The sequence below is a fragment of the Oscillospiraceae bacterium genome, assembly GCA_025757985.1.
GTDB lineage: Bacteria > Bacillota > Clostridia > Oscillospirales > Ruminococcaceae > Gemmiger.
Genome location: CP107210.1, coordinates 612,213 through 631,811 on the forward strand (window position 1 = coordinate 612,213; position 19,599 = coordinate 631,811).

Annotated in this window: 25 protein-coding genes; 20 read left to right on the forward strand and 5 right to left on the reverse strand. The window is 59.8% G+C overall.

Annotation, left to right across the window (positions count from 1 at the left end; all coding sequences use genetic code 11):
* Positions 1-7 precede the first annotated feature (7 nt).
* Genes OGM67_03045 through nrdR form a run of 4 tightly spaced genes read left to right on the forward strand, consistent with a single transcriptional unit; the run spans position 8 to position 2,823 of the window.
* Positions 8-1,000 carry a hypothetical protein gene (locus tag OGM67_03045; protein ID UYJ35324.1) on the forward strand — a complete coding sequence of 331 codons (993 nt, stop codon included), beginning with the start codon at positions 8-10 and terminating at the stop codon, positions 998-1,000.
* Complete coding sequence (secF, locus tag OGM67_03050) at positions 891-2,075, forward strand: protein translocase subunit SecF (GenBank protein UYJ35325.1); 1,185 nt, start codon at positions 891-893, stop codon at positions 2,073-2,075. Before OGM67_03045 ends, secF begins: the two co-directional genes overlap by 110 nt.
* Positions 2,048-2,323 (forward strand): hypothetical protein, encoded by a 276-nt coding sequence (locus OGM67_03055; GenBank protein ID UYJ35326.1) that lies wholly within the window; start codon positions 2,048-2,050, stop codon positions 2,321-2,323. Before secF ends, OGM67_03055 begins: the two co-directional genes overlap by 28 nt.
* A gap of 26 nt (positions 2,324-2,349) precedes the next feature.
* Positions 2,350-2,823, forward strand: coding sequence for a transcriptional regulator NrdR (nrdR, locus tag OGM67_03060; GenBank protein ID UYJ35327.1), 474 nt, complete (start codon positions 2,350-2,352; stop codon positions 2,821-2,823).
* On the opposite strand, the gene OGM67_03065 is transcribed toward nrdR, so the two are convergent.
* Positions 2,803-3,171 carry a DUF4363 family protein gene (locus OGM67_03065; GenBank protein ID UYJ35328.1) on the reverse strand — a complete coding sequence of 123 codons (369 nt, stop codon included), beginning with the start codon at positions 3,169-3,171 and terminating at the stop codon, positions 2,803-2,805. The two genes, nrdR and OGM67_03065, sit on opposite strands and share 21 nt — an antisense overlap.
* Before the next feature lie 11 nt (positions 3,172-3,182).
* The gene (locus OGM67_03070) at positions 3,183-3,560 is read right to left on the reverse strand and encodes a DUF421 domain-containing protein (GenBank protein UYJ35329.1); all 378 of its coding nucleotides are present in this window, start codon (positions 3,558-3,560) and stop codon (positions 3,183-3,185) included.
* Between the two features lie 340 nt (positions 3,561-3,900).
* Between OGM67_03070 and OGM67_03075 the strand changes: the two genes are divergently transcribed.
* From OGM67_03075 to OGM67_03090, 4 genes are all read left to right on the forward strand, one after another.
* Positions 3,901-4,236, forward strand: coding sequence for a hypothetical protein (locus OGM67_03075; GenBank protein UYJ35330.1), 336 nt, complete (start codon positions 3,901-3,903; stop codon positions 4,234-4,236).
* Between the two features lie 65 nt (positions 4,237-4,301).
* Positions 4,302-5,348: a spore germination protein gene (locus OGM67_03080; GenBank protein ID UYJ35331.1), complete on the forward strand. Its 1,047-nt coding sequence runs from the start codon at positions 4,302-4,304 to the stop codon at positions 5,346-5,348.
* Entirely contained in the window at positions 5,338-6,336 is a 999-nt protein-coding gene (locus OGM67_03085) for a hypothetical protein (GenBank protein ID UYJ35332.1), read from the forward strand. Before OGM67_03080 ends, OGM67_03085 begins: the two co-directional genes overlap by 11 nt.
* The gene (locus OGM67_03090) at positions 6,306-7,223 is read left to right on the forward strand and encodes a hypothetical protein (GenBank protein UYJ35333.1); all 918 of its coding nucleotides are present in this window, start codon (positions 6,306-6,308) and stop codon (positions 7,221-7,223) included. Before OGM67_03085 ends, OGM67_03090 begins: the two co-directional genes overlap by 31 nt.
* Positions 7,224-7,268: 45 nt before the next feature.
* On the opposite strand, the gene OGM67_03095 is transcribed toward OGM67_03090, so the two are convergent.
* From OGM67_03095 to OGM67_03105, 3 genes are all read right to left on the reverse strand, one after another.
* Entirely contained in the window at positions 7,269-8,453 is a 1,185-nt protein-coding gene (locus OGM67_03095; GenBank protein UYJ35334.1) for a DHHW family protein, read from the reverse strand.
* A 16-nt stretch (positions 8,454-8,469) separates the two neighbouring features.
* Positions 8,470-9,864, reverse strand: coding sequence for an MBOAT family protein (locus OGM67_03100; GenBank protein ID UYJ35335.1), 1,395 nt, complete (start codon positions 9,862-9,864; stop codon positions 8,470-8,472).
* Positions 9,865-10,002: 138 nt separating this feature from the next.
* Positions 10,003-10,599, reverse strand: a complete 597-nt coding sequence (locus tag OGM67_03105; GenBank protein UYJ35336.1) for a DUF4358 domain-containing protein — start codon at positions 10,597-10,599, stop codon at positions 10,003-10,005.
* 273 nt (positions 10,600-10,872) lie between these two features.
* Here OGM67_03105 and OGM67_03110 point away from each other — a divergent pair, with 273 nt between their 5' ends.
* The 12 genes from OGM67_03110 to OGM67_03165 all read left to right on the forward strand — a co-directional run bounded on the left by OGM67_03110 (position 10,873) and on the right by OGM67_03165 (position 19,563).
* The gene (locus OGM67_03110; GenBank protein ID UYJ35337.1) at positions 10,873-11,403 is read left to right on the forward strand and encodes a Gx transporter family protein; all 531 of its coding nucleotides are present in this window, start codon (positions 10,873-10,875) and stop codon (positions 11,401-11,403) included.
* Positions 11,404-11,524: 121 nt separating this feature from the next.
* Positions 11,525-12,061, forward strand: a complete 537-nt coding sequence (locus OGM67_03115) for an NADH peroxidase (GenBank protein UYJ35338.1) — start codon at positions 11,525-11,527, stop codon at positions 12,059-12,061.
* 79 nt (positions 12,062-12,140) lie between these two features.
* A complete protein-coding gene (locus OGM67_03120; GenBank protein UYJ35339.1) occupies positions 12,141-12,776 on the forward strand; it encodes a hypothetical protein in 636 nt (211 codons plus the stop codon).
* Between the two features lie 63 nt (positions 12,777-12,839).
* Positions 12,840-14,831 (forward strand): NAD-dependent DNA ligase LigA, encoded by a 1,992-nt coding sequence (gene ligA / locus OGM67_03125; protein ID UYJ35340.1) that lies wholly within the window; start codon positions 12,840-12,842, stop codon positions 14,829-14,831.
* A 131-nt stretch (positions 14,832-14,962) separates the two neighbouring features.
* A complete protein-coding gene (locus OGM67_03130) occupies positions 14,963-15,850 on the forward strand; it encodes an ATPase, T2SS/T4P/T4SS family (protein UYJ35341.1) in 888 nt (295 codons plus the stop codon).
* On the forward strand, positions 15,847-16,320 hold the full coding sequence (locus OGM67_03135; GenBank protein ID UYJ35342.1) for a hypothetical protein: 474 nt from the start codon (positions 15,847-15,849) through the stop codon (positions 16,318-16,320). Before OGM67_03130 ends, OGM67_03135 begins: the two co-directional genes overlap by 4 nt.
* Before the next feature lie 11 nt (positions 16,321-16,331).
* A complete protein-coding gene (spoIIIAC, locus tag OGM67_03140) occupies positions 16,332-16,526 on the forward strand; it encodes a stage III sporulation protein AC (protein ID UYJ35343.1) in 195 nt (64 codons plus the stop codon).
* A 3-nt stretch (positions 16,527-16,529) separates the two neighbouring features.
* Positions 16,530-16,913 carry a hypothetical protein gene (locus OGM67_03145; GenBank protein UYJ35344.1) on the forward strand — a complete coding sequence of 128 codons (384 nt, stop codon included), beginning with the start codon at positions 16,530-16,532 and terminating at the stop codon, positions 16,911-16,913.
* A 14-nt stretch (positions 16,914-16,927) separates the two neighbouring features.
* Entirely contained in the window at positions 16,928-17,935 is a 1,008-nt protein-coding gene (locus OGM67_03150; protein UYJ35345.1) for a stage III sporulation protein AE, read from the forward strand.
* Between the two features lies 1 nt (position 17,936).
* Positions 17,937-18,374, forward strand: a complete 438-nt coding sequence (locus tag OGM67_03155) for a hypothetical protein (GenBank protein ID UYJ35346.1) — start codon at positions 17,937-17,939, stop codon at positions 18,372-18,374.
* Entirely contained in the window at positions 18,371-18,916 is a 546-nt protein-coding gene (locus OGM67_03160; protein UYJ35347.1) for a stage III sporulation protein AG, read from the forward strand. The genes OGM67_03155 and OGM67_03160 overlap by 4 nt, the downstream gene beginning before the upstream one ends.
* Positions 18,913-19,563: a SpoIIIAH-like family protein gene (locus OGM67_03165; protein UYJ35348.1), complete on the forward strand. Its 651-nt coding sequence runs from the start codon at positions 18,913-18,915 to the stop codon at positions 19,561-19,563. Before OGM67_03160 ends, OGM67_03165 begins: the two co-directional genes overlap by 4 nt.
* The last annotated feature ends 36 nt before the right edge of the window (positions 19,564-19,599 follow it).

Below are 19,599 nucleotides of genomic sequence, written 5' to 3' on the forward strand. Positions count from 1 at the left end.
GGTTTCTATGAACAGAAAAGGGAAGTCATGGCCGTTGTTTGTCGTGGCAATTTTGATCGTGCTGTTTTCCCTGACGGCCATCCTCGGTGTAAGCTATACCTATGGCGATACCAAGAATGTCTATGTCAAGGGCGCATCTGATATCCGCTTCGGTATCGACATCCGCGGCGGCGTGGATGTCACATTCATGCCTGCCGGTGATGTGGATGCCACCGATGAGCAGATGACAGCAGCCAAAACGGTCATCGAGGACCGCCTTGTCGGCCTCGGCATCACCGATTACGAGAGCTATGTTGACAACAACAAAGATCGTATCATCGTGCGTTTCCCGTGGAAGAGCGACGAGGCGGACTTTAACCCGCAGACCGCTATTGACGAGATCGGCACCACGGCCAAGATGGTATTCCGCAAGGGCTCTTCCGCCACGGGTGAGGAGATCCTGAGCGGTGACGATGTGGCTTCCGCCAACGCCGCCTACAATGAGACTGAGGGCTGGGTCGTACAGCTGAAGTTCAATTCCAACGGTGCCTCCGCCTTTGCCTCCGCCACCACCGAGTTGGCTGCCAACAAAGGCACCATCTCGATCTGGCTGGATGACAACAATATCTCCACCGCCACCGTCAATGAGGCCATCACCGGCGGTGAGGCCATCATCAAGGGCAACTTTGATCAGGATAGCGCCTCCGCGCTGGCCAACCAGATCAATTCCGGCTCTCTGCCGTTTGCTCTGTCTGCTGAGAGCTACTCCACCATCAGCCCGTCTCTGGGCGCCAAGAGCCTGGATGTCATGGTGCAGGCCGGTATCATTGCCTTTATCCTCGTTGCGATCATGATGATCTGCCGCTATCGTCTGCCCGGCACCATCGCCGTCATCTCCCTGCTGGGTCAGGTTGCGGCTACGCTGGCGGTCGTCTCCGGTTATTTCACCGTTTTCCCCCGGCTCCACGCTGACGCTGCCCGGCATTGCCGGTATCATCCTCGGCATCGGCATGGGCGTTGACGCCAATGTCATCACGGCCGAGCGCATCAAGGAGGAGTTGTCCAAGAACAAGACTCTTGACGGCGCTGTCAAGAGCGGCTTCAAGATGGGCCTGACGCCCATCATTGACGGCAATGTGACCATCGTGATCGTTGCCGCGATCCTGATGGGTGCCTTCGGCCCCACGGACGGCTTCTGGGCCAAGGTGTTCAACCCGATTTTCTTCTGGTTCGGCCCCTCCACTGCCGGTACGATCTACTCCTTTGGCTTCACCCTGTTGACCAGCGTTCTGCTCAACTTCGTGTTTGGCGTCTGGGCGACCCGCGTTATGATCCGCGGTGCTGTCAATTTCAAGCCGCTGCGCAAGGCATGGCTGTTCGGCGGCCGTAAGGACGGCGGTGCCGACTTTAAGACCCCGTCCATCAACTTCATCGGCAACCGCAAGAAGTTCTATACCTTCTCCTGCGCACTGCTCGCCCTTGTGCTGGTTTTCTGCGGTGTGTTCGGCGTCAAGATGGATGTCGAGTTCAAGGGCGGCTCTATGATCACGCTGGCCTATGAGGGCGATGCCGATCTGAACGACCTGAAGTCCACCATCAGCACCGAGCTGAACAAGAGCAACTTGACCCTGCAGACCGGCTCTGATATTTCGGGTAACCAGACCCTGACGGTCACCCTGCCCGGCAGCGATACCCTGACTACCGAGGAGCTGGACAGCCTGCTGGCCACCCTGAACGAGCAGTACCCCGATAACGCCTTCGTTCAGAACGAGGTCAGCAATGTCGATGCCACCATCGGCAAGGAGTTTATGCTCAAGAGCATTGTGGCGCTGGTCGCTGCCTGCGTGCTGATCCTGCTGTATGTAGCCTATCGTTTCCGCAGGATCGGCGGTCTCAAGGCCGGCTCCACCGCCATTGTGGCCCTGCTGCACGACATGCTTGTTGTGTTCGGCGTCTTTGTTATCCTGCGCATTCCTCTGAACGGCAACTTCATCGCCGCTCTGCTGACGATTCTGGGCTACTCCATCAACGATACCGTTGTTATCTATGACCGTATCCGCGGAGAACAGTGCCCTGTACAGCAAAAAAGCAGCTGAGTCTGGCTGAACTGGTCAATCTGTCCGTCAACCAGAGCTTCGCCCGCTCCCTGATGACCTCCATCACCACCTGTCTGGCGCTGGGAGTTGTCTGCATCGTCTCGGTCATCTACCGTCTGGACAGCATCTATTCCTTCGCATTCCCGCTGCTGTTCGGCATGGTAAGCGGTGTTTACAGCACGATTTGCATCGCCACGCCGCTTTGGGTCGATTGGAAGACCAAGAAAAAGGCTGCCAAACAGGCCTGAAAATCCACACAAGGAGGTAAACCGATATGAAATGCCCCTATTGCGGTGAAGTGGATTCCAAGGTCATCGACTCCCGCCCGACAGAGGACGGCGAGAAGATTCGCCGCCGCCGTGAGTGCCTGAACTGCAAAAAGCGCTTTACGACCTACGAGATCGTTGAGACAGTTCCGCTGATGGTCGTAAAAAAGGACCGCTCTCGCGAGGTGTTTGACCGCCAGAAGCTGCTGAACGGCATGCTGCGCGCCTGTGAAAAACGCCCGGTCAGCTATACCCAGCTTGACGCTGCGGTCGACCGTATTGAGCAGCAGCTGCTCAACTCCTACGACCGCGAGGTTTCCTCCATCCACATCGGCGATCTGGCTATGCAGGAGCTCAAGCAGATGGACGATGTGGCCTATGTGCGGTTTGCTTCGGTCTACCGTCAGTTCAGCGATGTCAACACCTTCATGGAAGAGCTGAAGGATATGCTGGACAGCCGCTCAAAGCCCGCCGAAAAATGATTGCCGCACCTGCTTAATCTGTGTGCAGGCGCGCTGTGTCTCCATCTCCAGATCTGCCAGACTGTCCGTCTCGGCACAGGGCGGCAGCACCGCCATCGTCTGGTTCATCTGGTCAAGGATATTGCGGCGCACCAGCAGATTTAAAAGACCGCTGCTTTCCCGTGCCTTTTCCGCAGCCCTGCCGTAGGCACGGCGGGCTGCAGGACAGTCCCCCTGCATGGCCAGGGCATACGCGGCCTGCACCTGCTGCACAAGTGCCTCGGTGGTTCGATCCACATACCGCCCTGCGGCCAACAGCAGCAGACACAGCATCAACAGGATCACAACGGCATACCAGTTTCGTTTCATAAACACCTTTTTCAGACCGTCCCCTCGGGGGCGGTCTTTTTCTGTATCAGTACGGACCGTTTGCCGTTGTATAGCAGCAATAACACATTCTTTCGTGTCGTGTGCCGCTCCGCAAGCAGGGCATCGAGCGCCGCCTCATCCATCCCGAAAAAGGCAAGGTTTTCCCTGCAGGCAGCCGTGTCGATGAGAAGCGGCAGCAGGGGCGGTTCCTGACCGTCCTTCGGCATTGAGGCCGCCGAGATACTGCCGTTCGGTTCTACCACGCCCCAATAGACCTCCTGCGGAGAGAAAATATCCCTGCCGCGCAGTGCCTCTGTCAGATCGGATACCGTGATGCGCAGCTGCGCAAGCGCATCCTGCTGTATCTTTCCATTGCGTATGACGGTCACAGGCCTGCCCAGCAGCAGCTCTGCATAGGCCGGGCCTGAACCACAAGAGGGTAGAGTTTAAAATTTCCAGTGCCGTAATCAGAAAGATCGGCACAAGGCTTGCAAGCAGCGGCAGGTCCGGCTCATCAATACAGATCGATGCCACATTGGAGATCAGCAATGTCGTCACAAGCTCGGCCGGCTGCAGCTCCCCCAGCTGGCGCTTTCCCATCAGGCGCATGGCAACCGTGACGGCGCAGTAGACCAGCACCGTGCGCACCACCGTAGAAATCATCCTGCCGCCTCCTTATAAAACACCCCTGAACGGCTCACACTATCCTGCGTGAGAGGGGGAACACCGATGCCACCAAAACCGCTGTACCGTTCGCTTGACGAGAACCTTGCGTTTCTGGAAGAAATGTTTGGCCGTTCCGATGATTTTTATACCAAGCGCCTGATGATTGCAGGTATTCGATGTGCCATCGTCATGTTTACAGGGCTTTCCTCCCCGGAAAAGCTTTGCCGCATGGCGCTGGATATGCTGGACCGTGACCCTGCCATGCTGGGCGGCGGGGCAGGACTGTGCGATTATCTTTTGACCCAGAGCCGCATTCCCGCCGAGGCCGAGGCCGTTACCGACAGGACCGCCCTTGTGGAGCTGCTCTGCAATGGGGTTGTCCGTGCTGCTGATCGATGATGTGAGCCGGGCGGTTGCCTTTTCCACGCAGGAAATGCCACAGCGCGCCGTTTCAACCCCAACGGGTGAGGGGAAATCTGCGCGGCCCTCAGGAGGCGTTTACCGAGCTGCTGCGCAACAATATTTCCCTGCTGCGGCGTCAATTCCGCACCGGTACCCTTGTAGCGGAGATCACAACCGCCCATACCCGCGCCAAAACCGAATACTGCCTTTGCTATGACAAAGCCCTTGCCCCGGAGGAGACCGTTTCCGCGCTGCGCGCACGGCTGGAAAATGTCGAGATCCCGGTCCTTCTCGACAGCGCCTATTTTGCCTCCTTCCTCAAGCAGGACAAGCTGAATCTCTTCCCGGCTGCCGCATACACCGAGCGCCCGGCCACAGCCTGCGCCCGCCTGTGCGAGGGCAAGGTTGTGGTGCTGGTAGCCGGGTGCCCCTATGCGCTCATTATTCCCAGCTTTTTTGCTGAGCATTTTGAGTGCCTTGATGACTACGCTTCCGGCGCTGTGTTTGCAGGCCTCATCCGTATTCTGAAATATCTGGCTTTTCTGTTGGCAGTGTTCGGGCCGGGGCTGTATGTCATGGCCGTTGCTTTTGCGCCGGAGATCATCCCCATTCAGCTGCTGACAAAGCTGGCCCGCGGGGAGGCTGCCACGCCGCTGCCGCCCATGCTTGAAATGCTCTGCGTAACGCTGCTGCTTGAGATCGTGCGCGAGGCCGGTCTGCGCGCACCGCAATCTATCAGCCACACGGTCAGTCTGGTGGGGGCGCTCATCATCGGGGAAACCGCCGTCAGCGCCGGCATCGTCAGCGTGCCGGTTCTGACGATGGCTGCTGCAGCCACCATCGCCACGCTGGCCGTTCCGTCACTGTATGAGCAGTCCATTCTGTTCCGCTTCGCGGTGATCCTGCTGGCAGGGTGCTTTGGCGTACCGGGGCTGGCCTGCGCCGCACTGACGATTTTGGCAATGGCCTGCGGCAGTGAGCCTTTTGGATACGACTATCTCTATCCGCTGCTGCCACTGGGCAGGGCCAGCGTGCGGGACGGTTTTGTGCGCAGCATCTGGAGCCGCCTTGCCCGCTCCGGGGAGGTGATCGGTCAGCATGAAGCGTGAATGTCCCAGCCTGTTTGCTGCACTGCTCGTCAGCCTGCTCGTCAACGTGCTGCTGCGCAGCCAGACAGCCTACCGCCCCCGGGCCGGTCTGGCAGCAGCCCCGCTCTGCGCACTGCTGCTTGCGGCGGTCGGCTGGTTGTTTGCCCGGTGCTGGCGGCTGGCCTGCGACCCGGTTTTAAGGCTGCTGTTCGGCGCATTGCTTGTGTTTTCCTCGGTTTTGGAGTTGCTGCGGCTCTGGCAGCTTGCCGACCGGCTCTATCCCGGGGCGATCACACTGAGCTCCGTCTGTCTGCTGGCGGTGCTGCCGGTCGTCTATCTGCGGCGGGTATCTGCACTGTCGCAGACGGCCCGTGCCGTGCTTTGTCTGCTGGCGGTAGCCACCGCTGTCATGCTGATCTCGGTGCTGCCGCGTCTGCGGATCACGAACCTGCAGTACAGCGTTTTTACGCGCGCAGATTTTTTCACCGCCGCCAAGGATCAGCTGACCCTTTACCCGGAGTATCTGCTGCCCGCCCTCTGGCCCGCACAGGACAAGCGCGGCCGTCATACACTGCTGCGGCTGGCCGGGTATGCGCTGGCATTCGATGTCTCAATCCATCTGCTGCTTGAGCTGTTCTACGGCGCTGCCATGCCGCTGCGGGCAGACCCCGTCCACGCCGCCGCGCGGTGCGGTGCTCTATCCATCTTCAACCGGCTGGAATGGCTGCAGTTCATCCTGTGGGTCATGGCTGTCACCGTCAAGCTGGCACTCTATCTCTATGCGCTGGTGCGGCTGCTGGGCGGCCGAAGCAAGGCGGAGAACAGTGCCGCCGGGCTGGACCGCTTTCCTGTGTATCTGGGCGGCATCTGGCTGCTTTGCGCCGTGCTGCGCAAGATCGACCTGGACACAGCGCTGCCGCTGCGCAGTGCGCTGACCTGGGGCTTTGTGCTGCTGACCTGGATTGGAGGTGGGGCCGCATGTCTGTACCGAAGTATAAGGCGCTGCTGATCGCCTGCATCACGCTTTTTCTCTGCGGCTGCGGGCAGGCGCTGTCGGAGCGGGAGATTGTCCGCGCCGTGTTCTTCGCACGGCAGCAGGGACAGTATTCCGTCTGTCTGCTGCTGGCTGACCAGAACAACAATGAGGACGGCCTTCACTACAAGACCTCCTCCGCACGCGGTTTCACCGCTGCTCAGGCCCTCCACCGGGCCGAAACTACGCTGCCGGGCCGCCTTTATTACGGCTTGATTGATCTAGCCGTTCTGCCGGCCGATGCCGACTGGCAAACTGCCCGCGAGCTGGGCAGTCTGCTCTACGACAAAGCCCAGCCCGCGCCAGAGCTTTCGGTCTTTGCGCTGGATACAGCCCCCCACAGCTGGGCTGAGGATGCCGCCGCCCTGTATGAGGACATGAAGTCGGTTCGCTCCGAATACCGCCTGCACTGCGGCCTGCAGCAGCTTTTTACACAGGCGGACTGCTGCACCGTGCCCGGCTACCGCGCCGACAGCGGGTATGACCTTCTGCTGCTTGCAAAGCAGCAGCCCGCCCCTTACCGCGCTGCAGGTCTGGCCGCCCAGCTGGCCGCCGTGCTCTGCGGACAGACGGACCGCCTTTATACGACCTATGCGGACGGGACTGCCCTGTGCCGCGCCCGCATTGCTGTAACGGTGCAGGATACCACCGTACAGCTGCACCTGCGCGATACAGCGTTTGAAGTCCTCACACAGACGGGGCAGGATCTGCAGGCATTGTTCTGCACCGAGCTGCTGCAGGCTTTTTCCGCACTCACCGCTGAACGATCGGCCGACTTTTTTCACCTGCAGTTCTGGCACGCCAATCTGTACGGCCCCCGCAGCCCGGCACCGGCCCCGCAGCTTACGATTCTATGGGAATAAAAAAATGCGCCCGATTCCGCAAAATGCGGGGTCGGGCGCAGCTGATTACTGCAGGGTGGTGGGCCGGGTAATATAAATCAGGTTTGTGTCGGCTATAAAGGTCTGGAAGTTATACAGCACGAGTACCTCATCGTAGCCCTCTTTTTCAATCGTAGAATCAAGGCCGTACTTGAAGTTGCGGAAATCCACCACGCCGATCTTGGCGTAGTTGGCGGTCAGATAGGGGATAAAGCTGTTGGCGTAGCTGTCCTTCACAACCAGAATACTGCCTGTCCCGTTGCCCTCGATGGTCGAGTAGCCGTTGTTGCCGTCCAGAAACGCCGCGTATTTGTCGCGGGTCGCAAACTTGTCGGCGTTGATCAGGTTTTCGGTTCGTTCCGGCTCATAGGCGGCCTCGCCTGTGATCTTATAGATCGTCATCAGGTTGTCAAGCGGGTAGTAGGTGATCGTGTCGTCCTCCACATTCCAAAGGCGGGTAGCGGAGTAATGGGTTCCCTCAAAGCCGGTCACAGTCGCACCCTCATGGGCATCGCGGTCAAAGGGCGTCAGCCCCTTCTGTGCGCAGAATGCCTCATACGCGCGGTAGGCACCGTTGGGCGTCCAGTGGTGGTCTGTCTTGAAATACAGATACTCGTCCTTGCGCGCTGCAAACAGTTCGCGCAGGTCGATGATTCCTGCGCTCTGGCCGACTTTGGCAAAAATATCATCGAGCATCGCGTTTTCATCCACCATCGGTGCGCCTGCGGGCAGTTCCTCCGGGTAGATGACGCTGGCCGATGGAGCCAGCAGGAAGGTAACCTTGCCGGGGTGATTGGCAGCAAACTCACTGACGGCCGCGATGTTTTTGTTCAGCTGCTTTTCCGTTGCATCGTCCACTGTGAACAGCTTTGTAAACATCCAGCGGTCCTTGCCCAGCAGGATACCGCCCTCCTCAGCCTTGCGGAAGAGAATCTCGTCTGCGGCACGCTGGGTGTTGACCGCCGCATCACGGAAGGAGAACTGATCCTGCATCCAGCGGGAAAAGCCGCTCTGCCAGCTTCCGTCCAGCAATGCACTGACACTGAATGCAGGGAACTGTGCGGCCTTGCGGTTTTCCAGCTCAAGCTGCTCCCGCTTGGGCCACAGCATATTCACAGCCGAAAAGCCGAACAGCAGCACAGCGCAGAGGACGAGCAGCGGAAAGCCCACGCGGCGCCTGCCGCCGCCCTTGCGGTATATGACCTTTGACATACAGCAGTTCCTCCTCTCAGAAATTGGCATACAGCGCTGTTGCGTTGGTGGCAGCCACCACATAGCAGACGCACAGCACCAGCAGCAGGGTAAACACAAGAAGCTTGGCTACCGTGTTCCGGCTGATCTTATCCCAGAGCCGCCGCGGCAGCGCAGACGAGCAGACGCAGCCCAGCGCCAGCAGCACGCCGTAGTTGCGCAGACTATACACAGCGGAGATACCGCCCTGCGGCACAAACAGCTTTTGCAGCAGCAGTCCCAGCGGTGCACCGGGCTGGTTGGCTGTAAAAAGACCCCAGCCCAGCACGACAAAGAACAAGGTGTAAAGATGCGGCCAGACCTTGCCCTTTTTCAGGTATTTGAGCAGGAAGGTCTTTTCGATCGTCAGCAGCACAAAGTAGTAGAGCCCCCAAGCAATGAAGTTCCAGCTTGCACCGTGCCAGATGCCGGTAGCAGCCCAGACAAGGAACATATTGAACAGCTGCCGCGCCTGCCCCTTTCGGTTACCACCCAGCGGGATATAGATGTAATCCCGGAACCACCCCGACAGGGTGATATGCCAGCGCCGCCAGAACTCGGTAATGCTGCCCGAGATATAGGGCAGGTCAAAGTTGGCAGGGCAGTCAAAGCCGAGCAGCGCCGCCAGACCGTTACTCATCTCACTGTAGCCGGCAAAGTCAAAGTATAGTTGCAGGCTGTAGGCCAAAATCCCCAGCCAGGCCAGCGGGGTGGAGACATTGGCCAGCCCCACACCGCCTGCGCCGATGATGCCGGTCCACAGCGCACCGATAGAATCCGCCAGAATGACCTTTTTGGCCAGACCAAAGACAAACAGCTCGGCACCGCGCTGCGCCTTTTCCATCGTGCAGCGGTTTTTGCTGTCATGGAGTTGATCCGCCATCTCACGGTATTTGACGATAGGCCCGACGATCAGCTGCGGGAAGAACAGCACATACACGGCAAAGGTCAGCGGATTTCTTTCCGGTTCGATCTTGCCGGTGTAGACATCTGCCTCATAGCTGATGATCTTGAAGATATAGTAGCTGATGCCCAGCGGCAGCACCGTACCGATGTTGAGCGCTGCGATCCCCAAGTGGCCGATCTGATTCAGCGTGTCGATCAGGAAGTTGGCATACTTAAAATACACCAGCACCCCAAGGTTGACCAGCACCGCCGCCAGCGGCAGCAGCCCGCGCAGCGTTGTTCTGGCCCGGGCCGTCAGCAGGCCCCACAGATAGTTGAATGCGATCAGAATCGCAATCAACGGCAGAAATGCAACGCCGGTCCAGCAGTAGAACAGCAGGCTCTCCGCCAGCAGCACTGCATTTTTGGCACGGCCGGGTACCAGATAATACAGCAGCAGGGAAAGCGGCAGAAAGCAGAACAGGAACACCACACTGTTAAAAACCATGGCGGAACTCCCTTTCTTTTGATGGCATCACCGTGCGAACCAAAACGCCGATACGGCGCAGGGCAGGCGGCAATGCATTGGTGGTCGTTATGAAAAAAGGCCGTTGCCGAGCGGCAGCGGCCTTCTTTCAGGGTCTCATCAGAAATTCAGCGCCGTCTCCAGTGCGGTGTCGATGGCAGCGTAGTCAGGGTTTGCAATACCGGCAATGACGATGGCCACATAGTTGCCGTTGGTCACGATGCGGGCATCCTTGGCCAGCGCGATCTTATCGGCAAACTCAGCATACAGGTCATTGGCAGACAGGCTTGCCTTGTAGGCCTCCAGCTCGCTCTTGACGGCATCGACCTGACCATCCTTGGCCTGTGCCACAAAGACAAGGCCGCAGTCCGCCTGATCGTTAGTCACATCGCCCTTGTAGGCAACAAGGTTGTCCATTGTCAGCATCAGCTCATTCTCAACGGAGAAATCGTCCAGTGCGCGCGGGTTGGCGATGGGGTTGACCGCCTCAATAGCAGCAACGGCGGCATCCAGATTGGCGGTGTTGGCCTCCTCGCCGGTGGAGGCATCGGTGCTTTCGCTGATGACGATATCCGTCGGGCCATCGGCACCGCCGATGGTGCTTTCCGCAGCAGAGCTGCTCTCAGAGGAGACAGCAGTGGAGGTGCTGTCTGCAGAGGAGCCGCAGGCGGCCAGCAGCATAGCGCAGCAAAGAATTACAGGAATCAGCTTTTTCATGGGTTTAGTTCTCCTTTATATAGTGTATGATATTGTTTTCCTCTACGCACAGGCATAGCTTGCCCGATACATTATAAGAATACACTATCTTGCCATCTTTTTCAAGCTGTTCGCGGCAAAACGCAGGGTGTTTCCGCCGGGAAATATGTAAATTTTTTATGCCTTGACAAACGCGCCCCCGGCGGGTACACTCAAAACAAAGTGATACGGCGTGACTACCTGCTGCCAGAGACGCCGATAACTGCAGCTTACAGAAAAAGGGGGGTGCCCACCATGCGCAATACAAAGGCGCGGGAGACTGCTTGGACCGGCATGCTGTTTGCCTTGGCCATCGCACTGTCCTACCTTGAATCACTGGTATCACCGCTGCTGGGATTGATGCCTGCCATAAAGCTCGGGCTTTCCAATGTGGTTGTCATGTATGCGCTGTTGTTCCTGCGCACCCGCACCGCGCTGCTGCTGGTGGTGCTGAAGGCACTGTTCGCCTTTTTGACGCGGGGCGCCACCGCCGGTTTTCTTTCCCTTTGCGGCGGCGGTTTATCGCTGGTTGTCATGCTGGTGCTGCTGCACCTGCCGATCAGCGGGTATATCTTTTGTGCCGGTGCTGCACTGGCGCATAACCTCGGCCAACTGGCGGGGGCAGCAGTGCTGCTTTCCAGCGCGATGGCTCTGGGGTACGCCCCCGTGCTGTTGGCGGCAGGCCTTGCGGTGGGCGGCATCAGCTGTTTGCTTTCCCGCGCCTTATTCGCTGCCCTGCCTGCCTCTGCGGGGGAGCAGCGGCAGGGGAGTCCATTTAAAAAATAAGAATCTTTCTTAAAAAATGTAGTTTTACCCCTTGACACCTGCAAAGCTATGTCGTATAATAGAGGCACAGACACAGGAATGTGTCCTATGAGCAATTACAAAATAACAGGAGGCAATTCTTATGGCTAAGTATGTTTGCACCGTTTGTGGTTATATCGCTGAGGGTTCCATCCCCGAGTTCTGCCCGGTCTGCAAGGCCCCGGCATCCAAGTTCATTGAGAAGAAGGATAACACCTATGTGACCGAGCATGTTGTCGGCATCGCCAAGGATGTTCCCGAGGAGATCAAGCAGGGTCTGCGCGAGAACTTCAACGGCGAGTGCAGCGAGGTCGGTATGTATCTGGCTATGAGCCGCGTTGCTGACCGCGAGGGTTATCCCGAGATCGCCGAGGCATGGAAGCGCTATGCCTTTGAGGAGGCCGAGCACGCCTCCAAGTTTGCAGAACTGCTGGGCGAGGTCCTGACCGACAGCACCAAGAAGAACCTGCAGATGCGTGTTGACGCCGAGTGCGGCGCCTGCGCCGGCAAGATGGATCTGGCTAAGAAGGCCAAGGAGCTGAACCTCGACGCCATCCACGACACCGTACATGAGATGGCAAAGGATGAGGCCCGCCACGGCCGCGGCATGCAGGGTCTGCTGGATCGCTATTTCAAATAATTTTTCCAAAATCCACCTCGCGCCCCGGAGCCTGAACGCCCCGGGGCGTTTTTGCATAGCATAAAGAGGGGGTGGTGGTATGCGGCGTTGTACAGCAGCAGGGCGGCGCAGGGCAAAGCGGCACAGCCTTGTGTGGCTGGCTGCAACAGTGCTGCTGGCGGGAGCCCTGCATATAAACCACTATGTCAACACCGTCATCAAGCCCACCCTGCACGAGCTGGCCGAGTACGAAGCCCGCGCCGCCACCGTACAGGCTGTCAACCGTGCCGTTGCGGCAGAGCTTTCACGGCAGCCTGCACTCTGCAACACACTTTTTGCCGACTACGGCGGCATCCTCTGCCTGGATGCCGCACGCGCCGGTGCTGCGCAGGCAGCGCTCATCGCTGCCGTACAGGCTGAGATGGACGCCTTGCCGGAGATTTCCTACCGTGTACCCTTCGGCAGTCTGACCAACAATTCCCTGCTGAGCGGGCTTGGCCCCGGTTGGCCGGTACAGCTGCAGCCGCAGGGCTATGTGCAGGGGGAAATCCGGCAGACTGCGGAGTCTCTCTCGATCAACACCACACGCTACTGTGCGGTTTTACATCTATCCGTCACCGTAAATATGATTCTGGACGGCAGCACCGCCACCCTGACCGTGGAGCAGACCTGCCCGCTCGTCAGCCTGCTTGCCGGCGGCGAGATTCCCGATGTGTATGCGACCGGGCAGGATTGAATTTGCACTCGAAAATGTGGTATACTAAGACATCGCTGATACCAACAAACGGAGTGGAGCAAAATGGAATTAGAACAGGCACGCAAACGCGCGGAGGAACTGCGCGTCATCATAGAAAAAAACAACCGCTTATACTACGATCAGGACGCCCCCGAGCTGGAGGATTTCGAGTACGATGCCCTGAACCGCGAGCTGAAACAGCTTGAGGCTGAATATCCCGAGCTTGTCACGGCGGCCTCCCCGACCCAGCATGTGGGCGGCACGGCCAGCAGCAAATTTACCAAGGTAACCCACGCCGTCAAGATGGAAAGCCTGCAGGACGCCTTCTCCTTTGATGAGCTACGCGAGTTTGATGCCCGCGTGCGCGACGCCGGTGTAAAGCCTGAGTATGTAGTTGAGGCGAAAATCGACGGTCTCTCTGTCAGCCTTGAGTACCGCATGGGCCAGCTGGTGCGCGGCTCTACCCGCGGTGACGGCGTAGTGGGTGAGGATGTGACCGAGAATATTCTGACCATACGGGATATTCCCCATGAGCTGCCCGATGCGCCGGATTTTCTCGAGGTGCGCGGTGAGGTCTATATGCCGCACTCCGCCTTCTTCAAACTGAAGGAGCAGCAGGAGCTTGAGGACAAAACGCCTTTTAAAAACCCCCGCAACGCGGCGGCCGGCTCGCTGCGCCAGAAGGACGCCAAAATCACCGCCGGGCGCGGGCTGTCTATCTTTGTATTCAACCTGCAGCAGTGCGAGGGCCGCAGTTTCAAGACGCACCACGAAACACTGGATTACATCAAGTCGCTGGGCTTCCCGGTCTCGCCGCGCTACAGCGTGTTTGAGAATATTGAAGATGCGATCCGGGAGATCGAGGCCATCGGCGAGGCGCGCGGCACGCTGGAATACGATATTGACGGCGCTGTCATCAAGGTCAATGATCTGGCCGCCCGCCGCACGCTGGGCAGCACAAACAAGTTTCCACGGTGGGCCATTGCGTTCAAATATCCGCCGGAGGTCAAGGAGAGCGTTGTGCGCGACATCGAAGTCACGGTCGGCCGCACCGGCGTGCTGACCCCGACTGCCGTATTTGACCCCATCTTTTTGGCGGGCACCAGTGTGTCCCGCGCCAGCCTGCACAACGGCGATATTATCGCCAGTCTGGGTGTCGGCATCGGTGACACCATCAAGGTCCGCAAGGCCGGTGATATCATCCCGGAGGTCATCGGCGTGTCGGCCCGTCTGCCGGGCAGCCGCCCCTTTGCCATGCCCACAACCTGCCCCAGCTGCGGCGCACCTGTCGTGCATCTGCAGGATGAGACCGCCCTGCGCTGTGTCAACCCCGAGTGCCCGGCCCAAAGCCTGCGCAATCTGATCCACTTTGCCTCCCGCAATGCCATGGCCATCGATGGTCTGGGCGAGGCGGTGGCTGTGCAGCTTATCGAAAAGGGGCTTGTCACCACCGTGGCAGATCTGTACACCTTGAGCGAGGAGCAGCTGCTCACACTTGACAAATTTAAAAAGAAGAGTGCCCAGAACCTGCTGAATGCGATCGCGCACTCCAAGCGCAACAATCTGGATAAGCTGATCTTCGGCCTCGGCATCCGCAACATCGGTGACAAGGCTGCCGCCCTGCTGGGCGAGCATTTCGGCAGCATGGACGCGCTGCGCCGCGCCACCGCCGAGCAGATGTGCGAGATCGATGGCTTCGGCGAGGTCATGGCGCAGAGTGTGCTGGAATTTTTCGCCAAGGACGGCACTACCGACCTTTTGCAGCGTCTGGAGCGCGACGGCGTGAACATGCAGTGGACCGGCGAGAAGAAGGGTACCGCACTGGCAGGCATGACGCTGGTCGTCACCGGTACGCTGCCCACCCTGTCCCGGCAGGAGGCAGAGGCGCTGATCGTCCAAAACGGCGGTAAGGCCGCCGGCTCCGTCAGCAAAAAAACCAGCTATGTCGTAGCCGGTGAGGCGGCCGGTTCCAAGCTGACCAAGGCGCAGACGCTTGGCGTTCCGGTGCTGGATGAGGCCGGTCTCTACGCGCTGATCCGAGAAAAATCCGAATAACCGTTTTCATTCTATACGCCGTTTCCTTGCAGGGCATCCCGATGTGGGATGTCCTGTTTTTTTATGCGGTGCCGTCCCGGTTCTATCCGCCCGCAGGCGGGCATACAGTGGCAGTGTGAGGTGAAGAAACGATGGACGAGTATTACCGCATCCTTGATAGCCTTCCGCCTGCGCTGCGCACACCGCTTAGCAGGCTGGATGCCCGCTGCGCACCGCATATACAGGAGATCCGCCTGCGGTTGGGGCAGCCGATACAGTTTACGATCCGTGGGCGGCTGTGCCCCGCCGCAAAATTCCTGCCGGGTGCGGGGCTACCCGCTGCAATGGAGGCGGACATGCTGCGGGACTGCTTTCTGCAGCTTTGCCGCCGTTCGGTCTACGCATACGAGGACGAGCTGCAGCAGGGCTATTTCACCGTGCAGGGCGGCTGCCGCATCGGGGTGGCAGGCTGCCGGGGGCCGGGCGGCTTTTCTGCCGTGACCTCGCTGAATCTGCGCATCGCGCGCTGGATCACCTGCCCACTGCCGCCCGCGCTGGAGGAGGCCGTGGCCGCCCGGACCGGGGGACTGCTGCTGGCCGGCCCGCCGGGCAGCGGCAAAACAACACTGCTGCGATCGATCGTACAGCGGCTTTGTGAGAGTGACTCCCTCGTCAGCGTCATTGACGAGCGTGGTGAGCTGATGGCCTGTGAGACTGGCAGCCTGCCCCGTGCCGCACAGATCCGCTGCGATGTCTATGCCCGCTGCACCAAGCCGGAGGGTATTGCCATGGCGCTGCGCTGCATGAACCCGCAGATCCTTGTCTGTGATGAGCTGGGCACAGCGGAGGACGCACAGGCTGTTGCGCAGGGAGTTGCCTCCGGTGTTGTGTTTTTTGCAACTGTACACTGCGATACCCCGGCGGGTCTACATAAAAAGCCACCGCTGGCCGCACTGCTGGCCACAGGCGCCTTTGCAAAAGCCGCCTTTTTGTCCGGGCGTGCCCACCCCGGCACCGTGGCACAGTGGGTCACACTGTGACAGCGTTGCTGCACGTTGCGGGCGGTATGCTTCTGCTCTGTGCAGGCATGGGCTGTGGCTTTACGGCGGCAGCCCATATCCGGGACTGCCAGCGGCAGCTGCACAGCCTGTCCCGGCTGTTCGGCTATCTGGCAGAGCTGCTCAACGCACAGGCCCTTGCAGGCCCGGAGCTTTTGCACCGCGCAGCGCGCTGCCCGGAATTTGCAGACTTCTGCCCGGCTGGTGCTGCAGCTCTGGCAGACCTGCAGCTTCCGTCCTGCCTGCCCGAGGCCCTGCGGTGCGAGGCCCTGCAGACGCTTCGCACCGCTGAGGAATCACCGCGCCTGACCGCCTGTGCGGCGCTGCACAGGCTGGCCGCACTCTGTGAGGGGGAGGCCTGCAGCCGGTCAGAGCAGTACCGTGCCGCCCAGCTGCTTTGGCCCCGGCTTGGGGCCTGTCTGGGCGTACTGGCCGCCATTTTGCTGTGGTAAGGAGTGGCCTCATGGACATTGACCTTGTTTTTAAGATTGCGGCCACCGGCATCATTGTGGCCGTATTGAATCAGCTGCTCATCCGCTCCGGCCGGGAGGATCAGGCCATGATGACGACCCTGGCCGGGCTGATCGTAGTGCTGACAATGCTGGTGCGGCAGATCAGCGACCTGTTTGTTTTGATAAAAGCATTGTTTGAGCTATGACCTATGATCTTATTATGCAAGCTGGCCGCTGCCGTACTTGTGGCGGCTGTGTTGACGCTTCTTTTAAAAAAGGACCAGCCTGCCTTTGCGCTTTTGGTCTCGGTATGCACCGCCGCCGGGCTGCTTGCTGTGGCGATGCACCAGATCGAGCCGCTGCTCGCTTGGCTTCGCACACTGGAGGTCTACTTTCAGGGGCAGAGCCCGGCGGTGCTGCTGCGCGCCCTAGGCATTGCGCTGGTCGCGCAGTTTGCCGCCGATACCTGCCGCGAGGCCGGTCTTTGCGCGGCCTCCACCGCCATCGAGCTCTGCGGCCGGGTGCTGGTGCTTTTGCAGGCTCTGCCGCTGCTGCGGTCGCTGCTCGGCTCCTTTGCGGACTATTTGCAGTAATTTTCCTGCTGGCGGTGCCGCCCCCTGCCTTTGCGGACGAGCTGCCGCAGGAGGTGCAGGACATTCTGCAGGACAGCCCCGCGGACATCACCGATGCCGCCGGATGGACCCTTGCCGACATTGCAGCGCTGCTGGGGGACTGGATCGTCAGCGGCTTTCAGCCCACGCTGCACTTTGCGGCGCAGTCTGCCGGGTATCTTTTGCTGGCAGGACTGCTGGGGCTGCTGGTCGGCAGACCTGCCGGCGCTTATGTTGAGATCCTTGCCGTGCTGGGCTTCGGCTCGCTGAGTCTTTCCACCGCGATGCAGCTGACGGCGCTTGTCGGCTCGACCGCGCAGGATTGCAGCACCTATCTGACCGCCTTTGTGCCGGTATTCGGCGGTGTGGCTGCCGCAGGCGGGCAGACCTCCGGGGCGCTGGTTTACAGCGGGATGTTCTTTGCCATGTCAGGCTTTCTGTGTGCGGTCATCCGGAAGCTGCTGCTGCCCGTCATGCAGATATACTTTTGTTTTTCTGTCTGTGCCTGTCTTTGGGGCAACCGCGGCATCACCGATGCCGCTGCGCTGTTTGCCCGCTGCATGCACTGGCTGCTCAAGGTCTGCGGGGCACTGTTCAGCCTTGTGCTGGGGCTGCAGAATACGCTGGCCGCAACGGTGGACAATGCCGCTCTGCGGACCGGCAAGGGCCTTTTACAGGGCGCGATCCCGGTTGTGGGGGATGCCGCTGCCGCCGCACTGACCGGAGCGGCAGCGGCGCTGCAGCTGCTCAAAGGGTCCCTTGCACTGGCCGGGCTGCTGGCGCTGGCGGCGCTCTTTGCACCGGTCTTTCTGCAAAGCATTGCCTATACGCTCGTCTTTGCGGCAGCCGGTGTCATTGCCGGGGCTACCGGGCAAAAGCCCTGTGCCCAGCTTTGCCGACTGTACTTTGAGGGGGCACGCCTCTGCGGATCGGTGCTGGTGCTTTATTTTTTTATGATTTTTCTGTCCACGGCGCTGTTGCTGCTGGCAGGGAACGGGGGATAGCATGGAATCATTCCGCCATCTGGCACTGGGCTGCTGTGTGCTGTCGGCACTGGCGGGCATGCTGCGGCTTTTCTGGCCGGACAACGGCTTCAAATCCGTCATAAATGCCGTGCTGGTGCTGTATATTTTAACAGCGGGCATCCAGATGCTCGGCGGTATTGACTGGGACAGCATTGTGCTGACGCTCCGCAGTTTGCCTGCCGGGCAGAACCGCCCCTCCGCTGATTTCTCGGCCTACAGCCGCGAGCTTGGCCTGACTGCCTCTGTGGAGGCTGTCAGGGAAGTCCTGCGGGGTGCGGGCATCCGCGCCGCCGTCAGCTGGCAGGACGGCAGATGCGTCATTACACCGGTAGACATCCGCGACCGCGCCGCGATAGAAACCCTGCTGGCCGTCAATGCCGGTGATCTGCCCTGGTGCATAGCGGAGGGCACACCATGACCGCCCGGGAGTGTATCGCCCCGCTGGCCGCAAGGCTGCGCACCGCGCTGGCTGATGAAAAGCAGCGTGTCAATCTGCTGGTTTTGATGGGGCTGGCAGGTCTTGTGCTGCTGGCATTTTCCGCCTGGCTGCCGGCAGACGATGCAGCGCAGCCCGCCCCCGCCGCCGTGCAGGAGACGGCCGCCGACTACGCCGCCCAGCTGGAAAGCCGCCTGACCGCACTGATTCGCTGTGTGGACGGCGCAGGCGATACCGCCGTCATGGTCACGCTGGAATCAGGCAGTGAGAGCGTCTATGCAACGGACACGGACCGCGATGGCGGCTCCACCCATGTGCTTTTGGGCAGCGGCGGCGCAGACGGACTTGTGGAGACCGTACAGACACCCCGTGTGCTGGGCGTAGCCGTTGTCTGTGAGGGCGGCGGCACGGCGGCTGTGCAGAACCGCGTGACCGCGCTGGTGGAGGCACTGACCGGCGTAGGCGCCAACCATATCACCGTAGCAAAGATGGCATCGACCAATGAAGAGGAGGGCAAACCATGAAGCAACTTACAGCCAAGCTGAAAAGCCGCGGCGCTACAGCCGCCGTCCTGACACTGGCGCTGGGGGCCGCCGTATATCTGAACTGGTCTTTCTCCCGCGGGGCACCGCCCAGCCTGCTTGTATCCGATACCACTGCCGAAGCGGTGGAGACTGCCGCCGCTGCCCCTGTCACCGACCCGCTGGCCGTGGAAGCCGCTGCGGGCGCCGAGGACGCAGAAGTCTCCGCCGTTGATGACGCTGACAAGAACTACGGCGAAGCACAGCTTGTCAGCGTAAATCAGGATTCCGGCACAGAATTTTTTGAATCTGCCAGACTTACCCGCAGCAAGGCCCGTGACGAAGCGTTGGACACCTTGAAGAAATCCCTCAAGGATGCCGGCCTGACTAAGGAGGAAAAGGACGCCCTGACCGCCGAGCTGAGCGCGCGCATCAGCAACATCACACTGGAGACAAAGCTGGAGACCCTCATCAAGTCAAAGGGCTTCCCCGACTGCGTGGTCAATCTGGAGGGCAGCAAGGCCAATGTTACCGTTATGACTGAAAATGATGCCCTGACAGCCGAGGAGGTCACCCGTGTCCGGGATGCCCTGCTGAGCCAGTGCAAGGGCTTGACCGCACAGGACATCACCATTGTGGAAGTAAAATAGCGCCAATATTTTGTTGCAAACAGCCCCGTTTTGTGG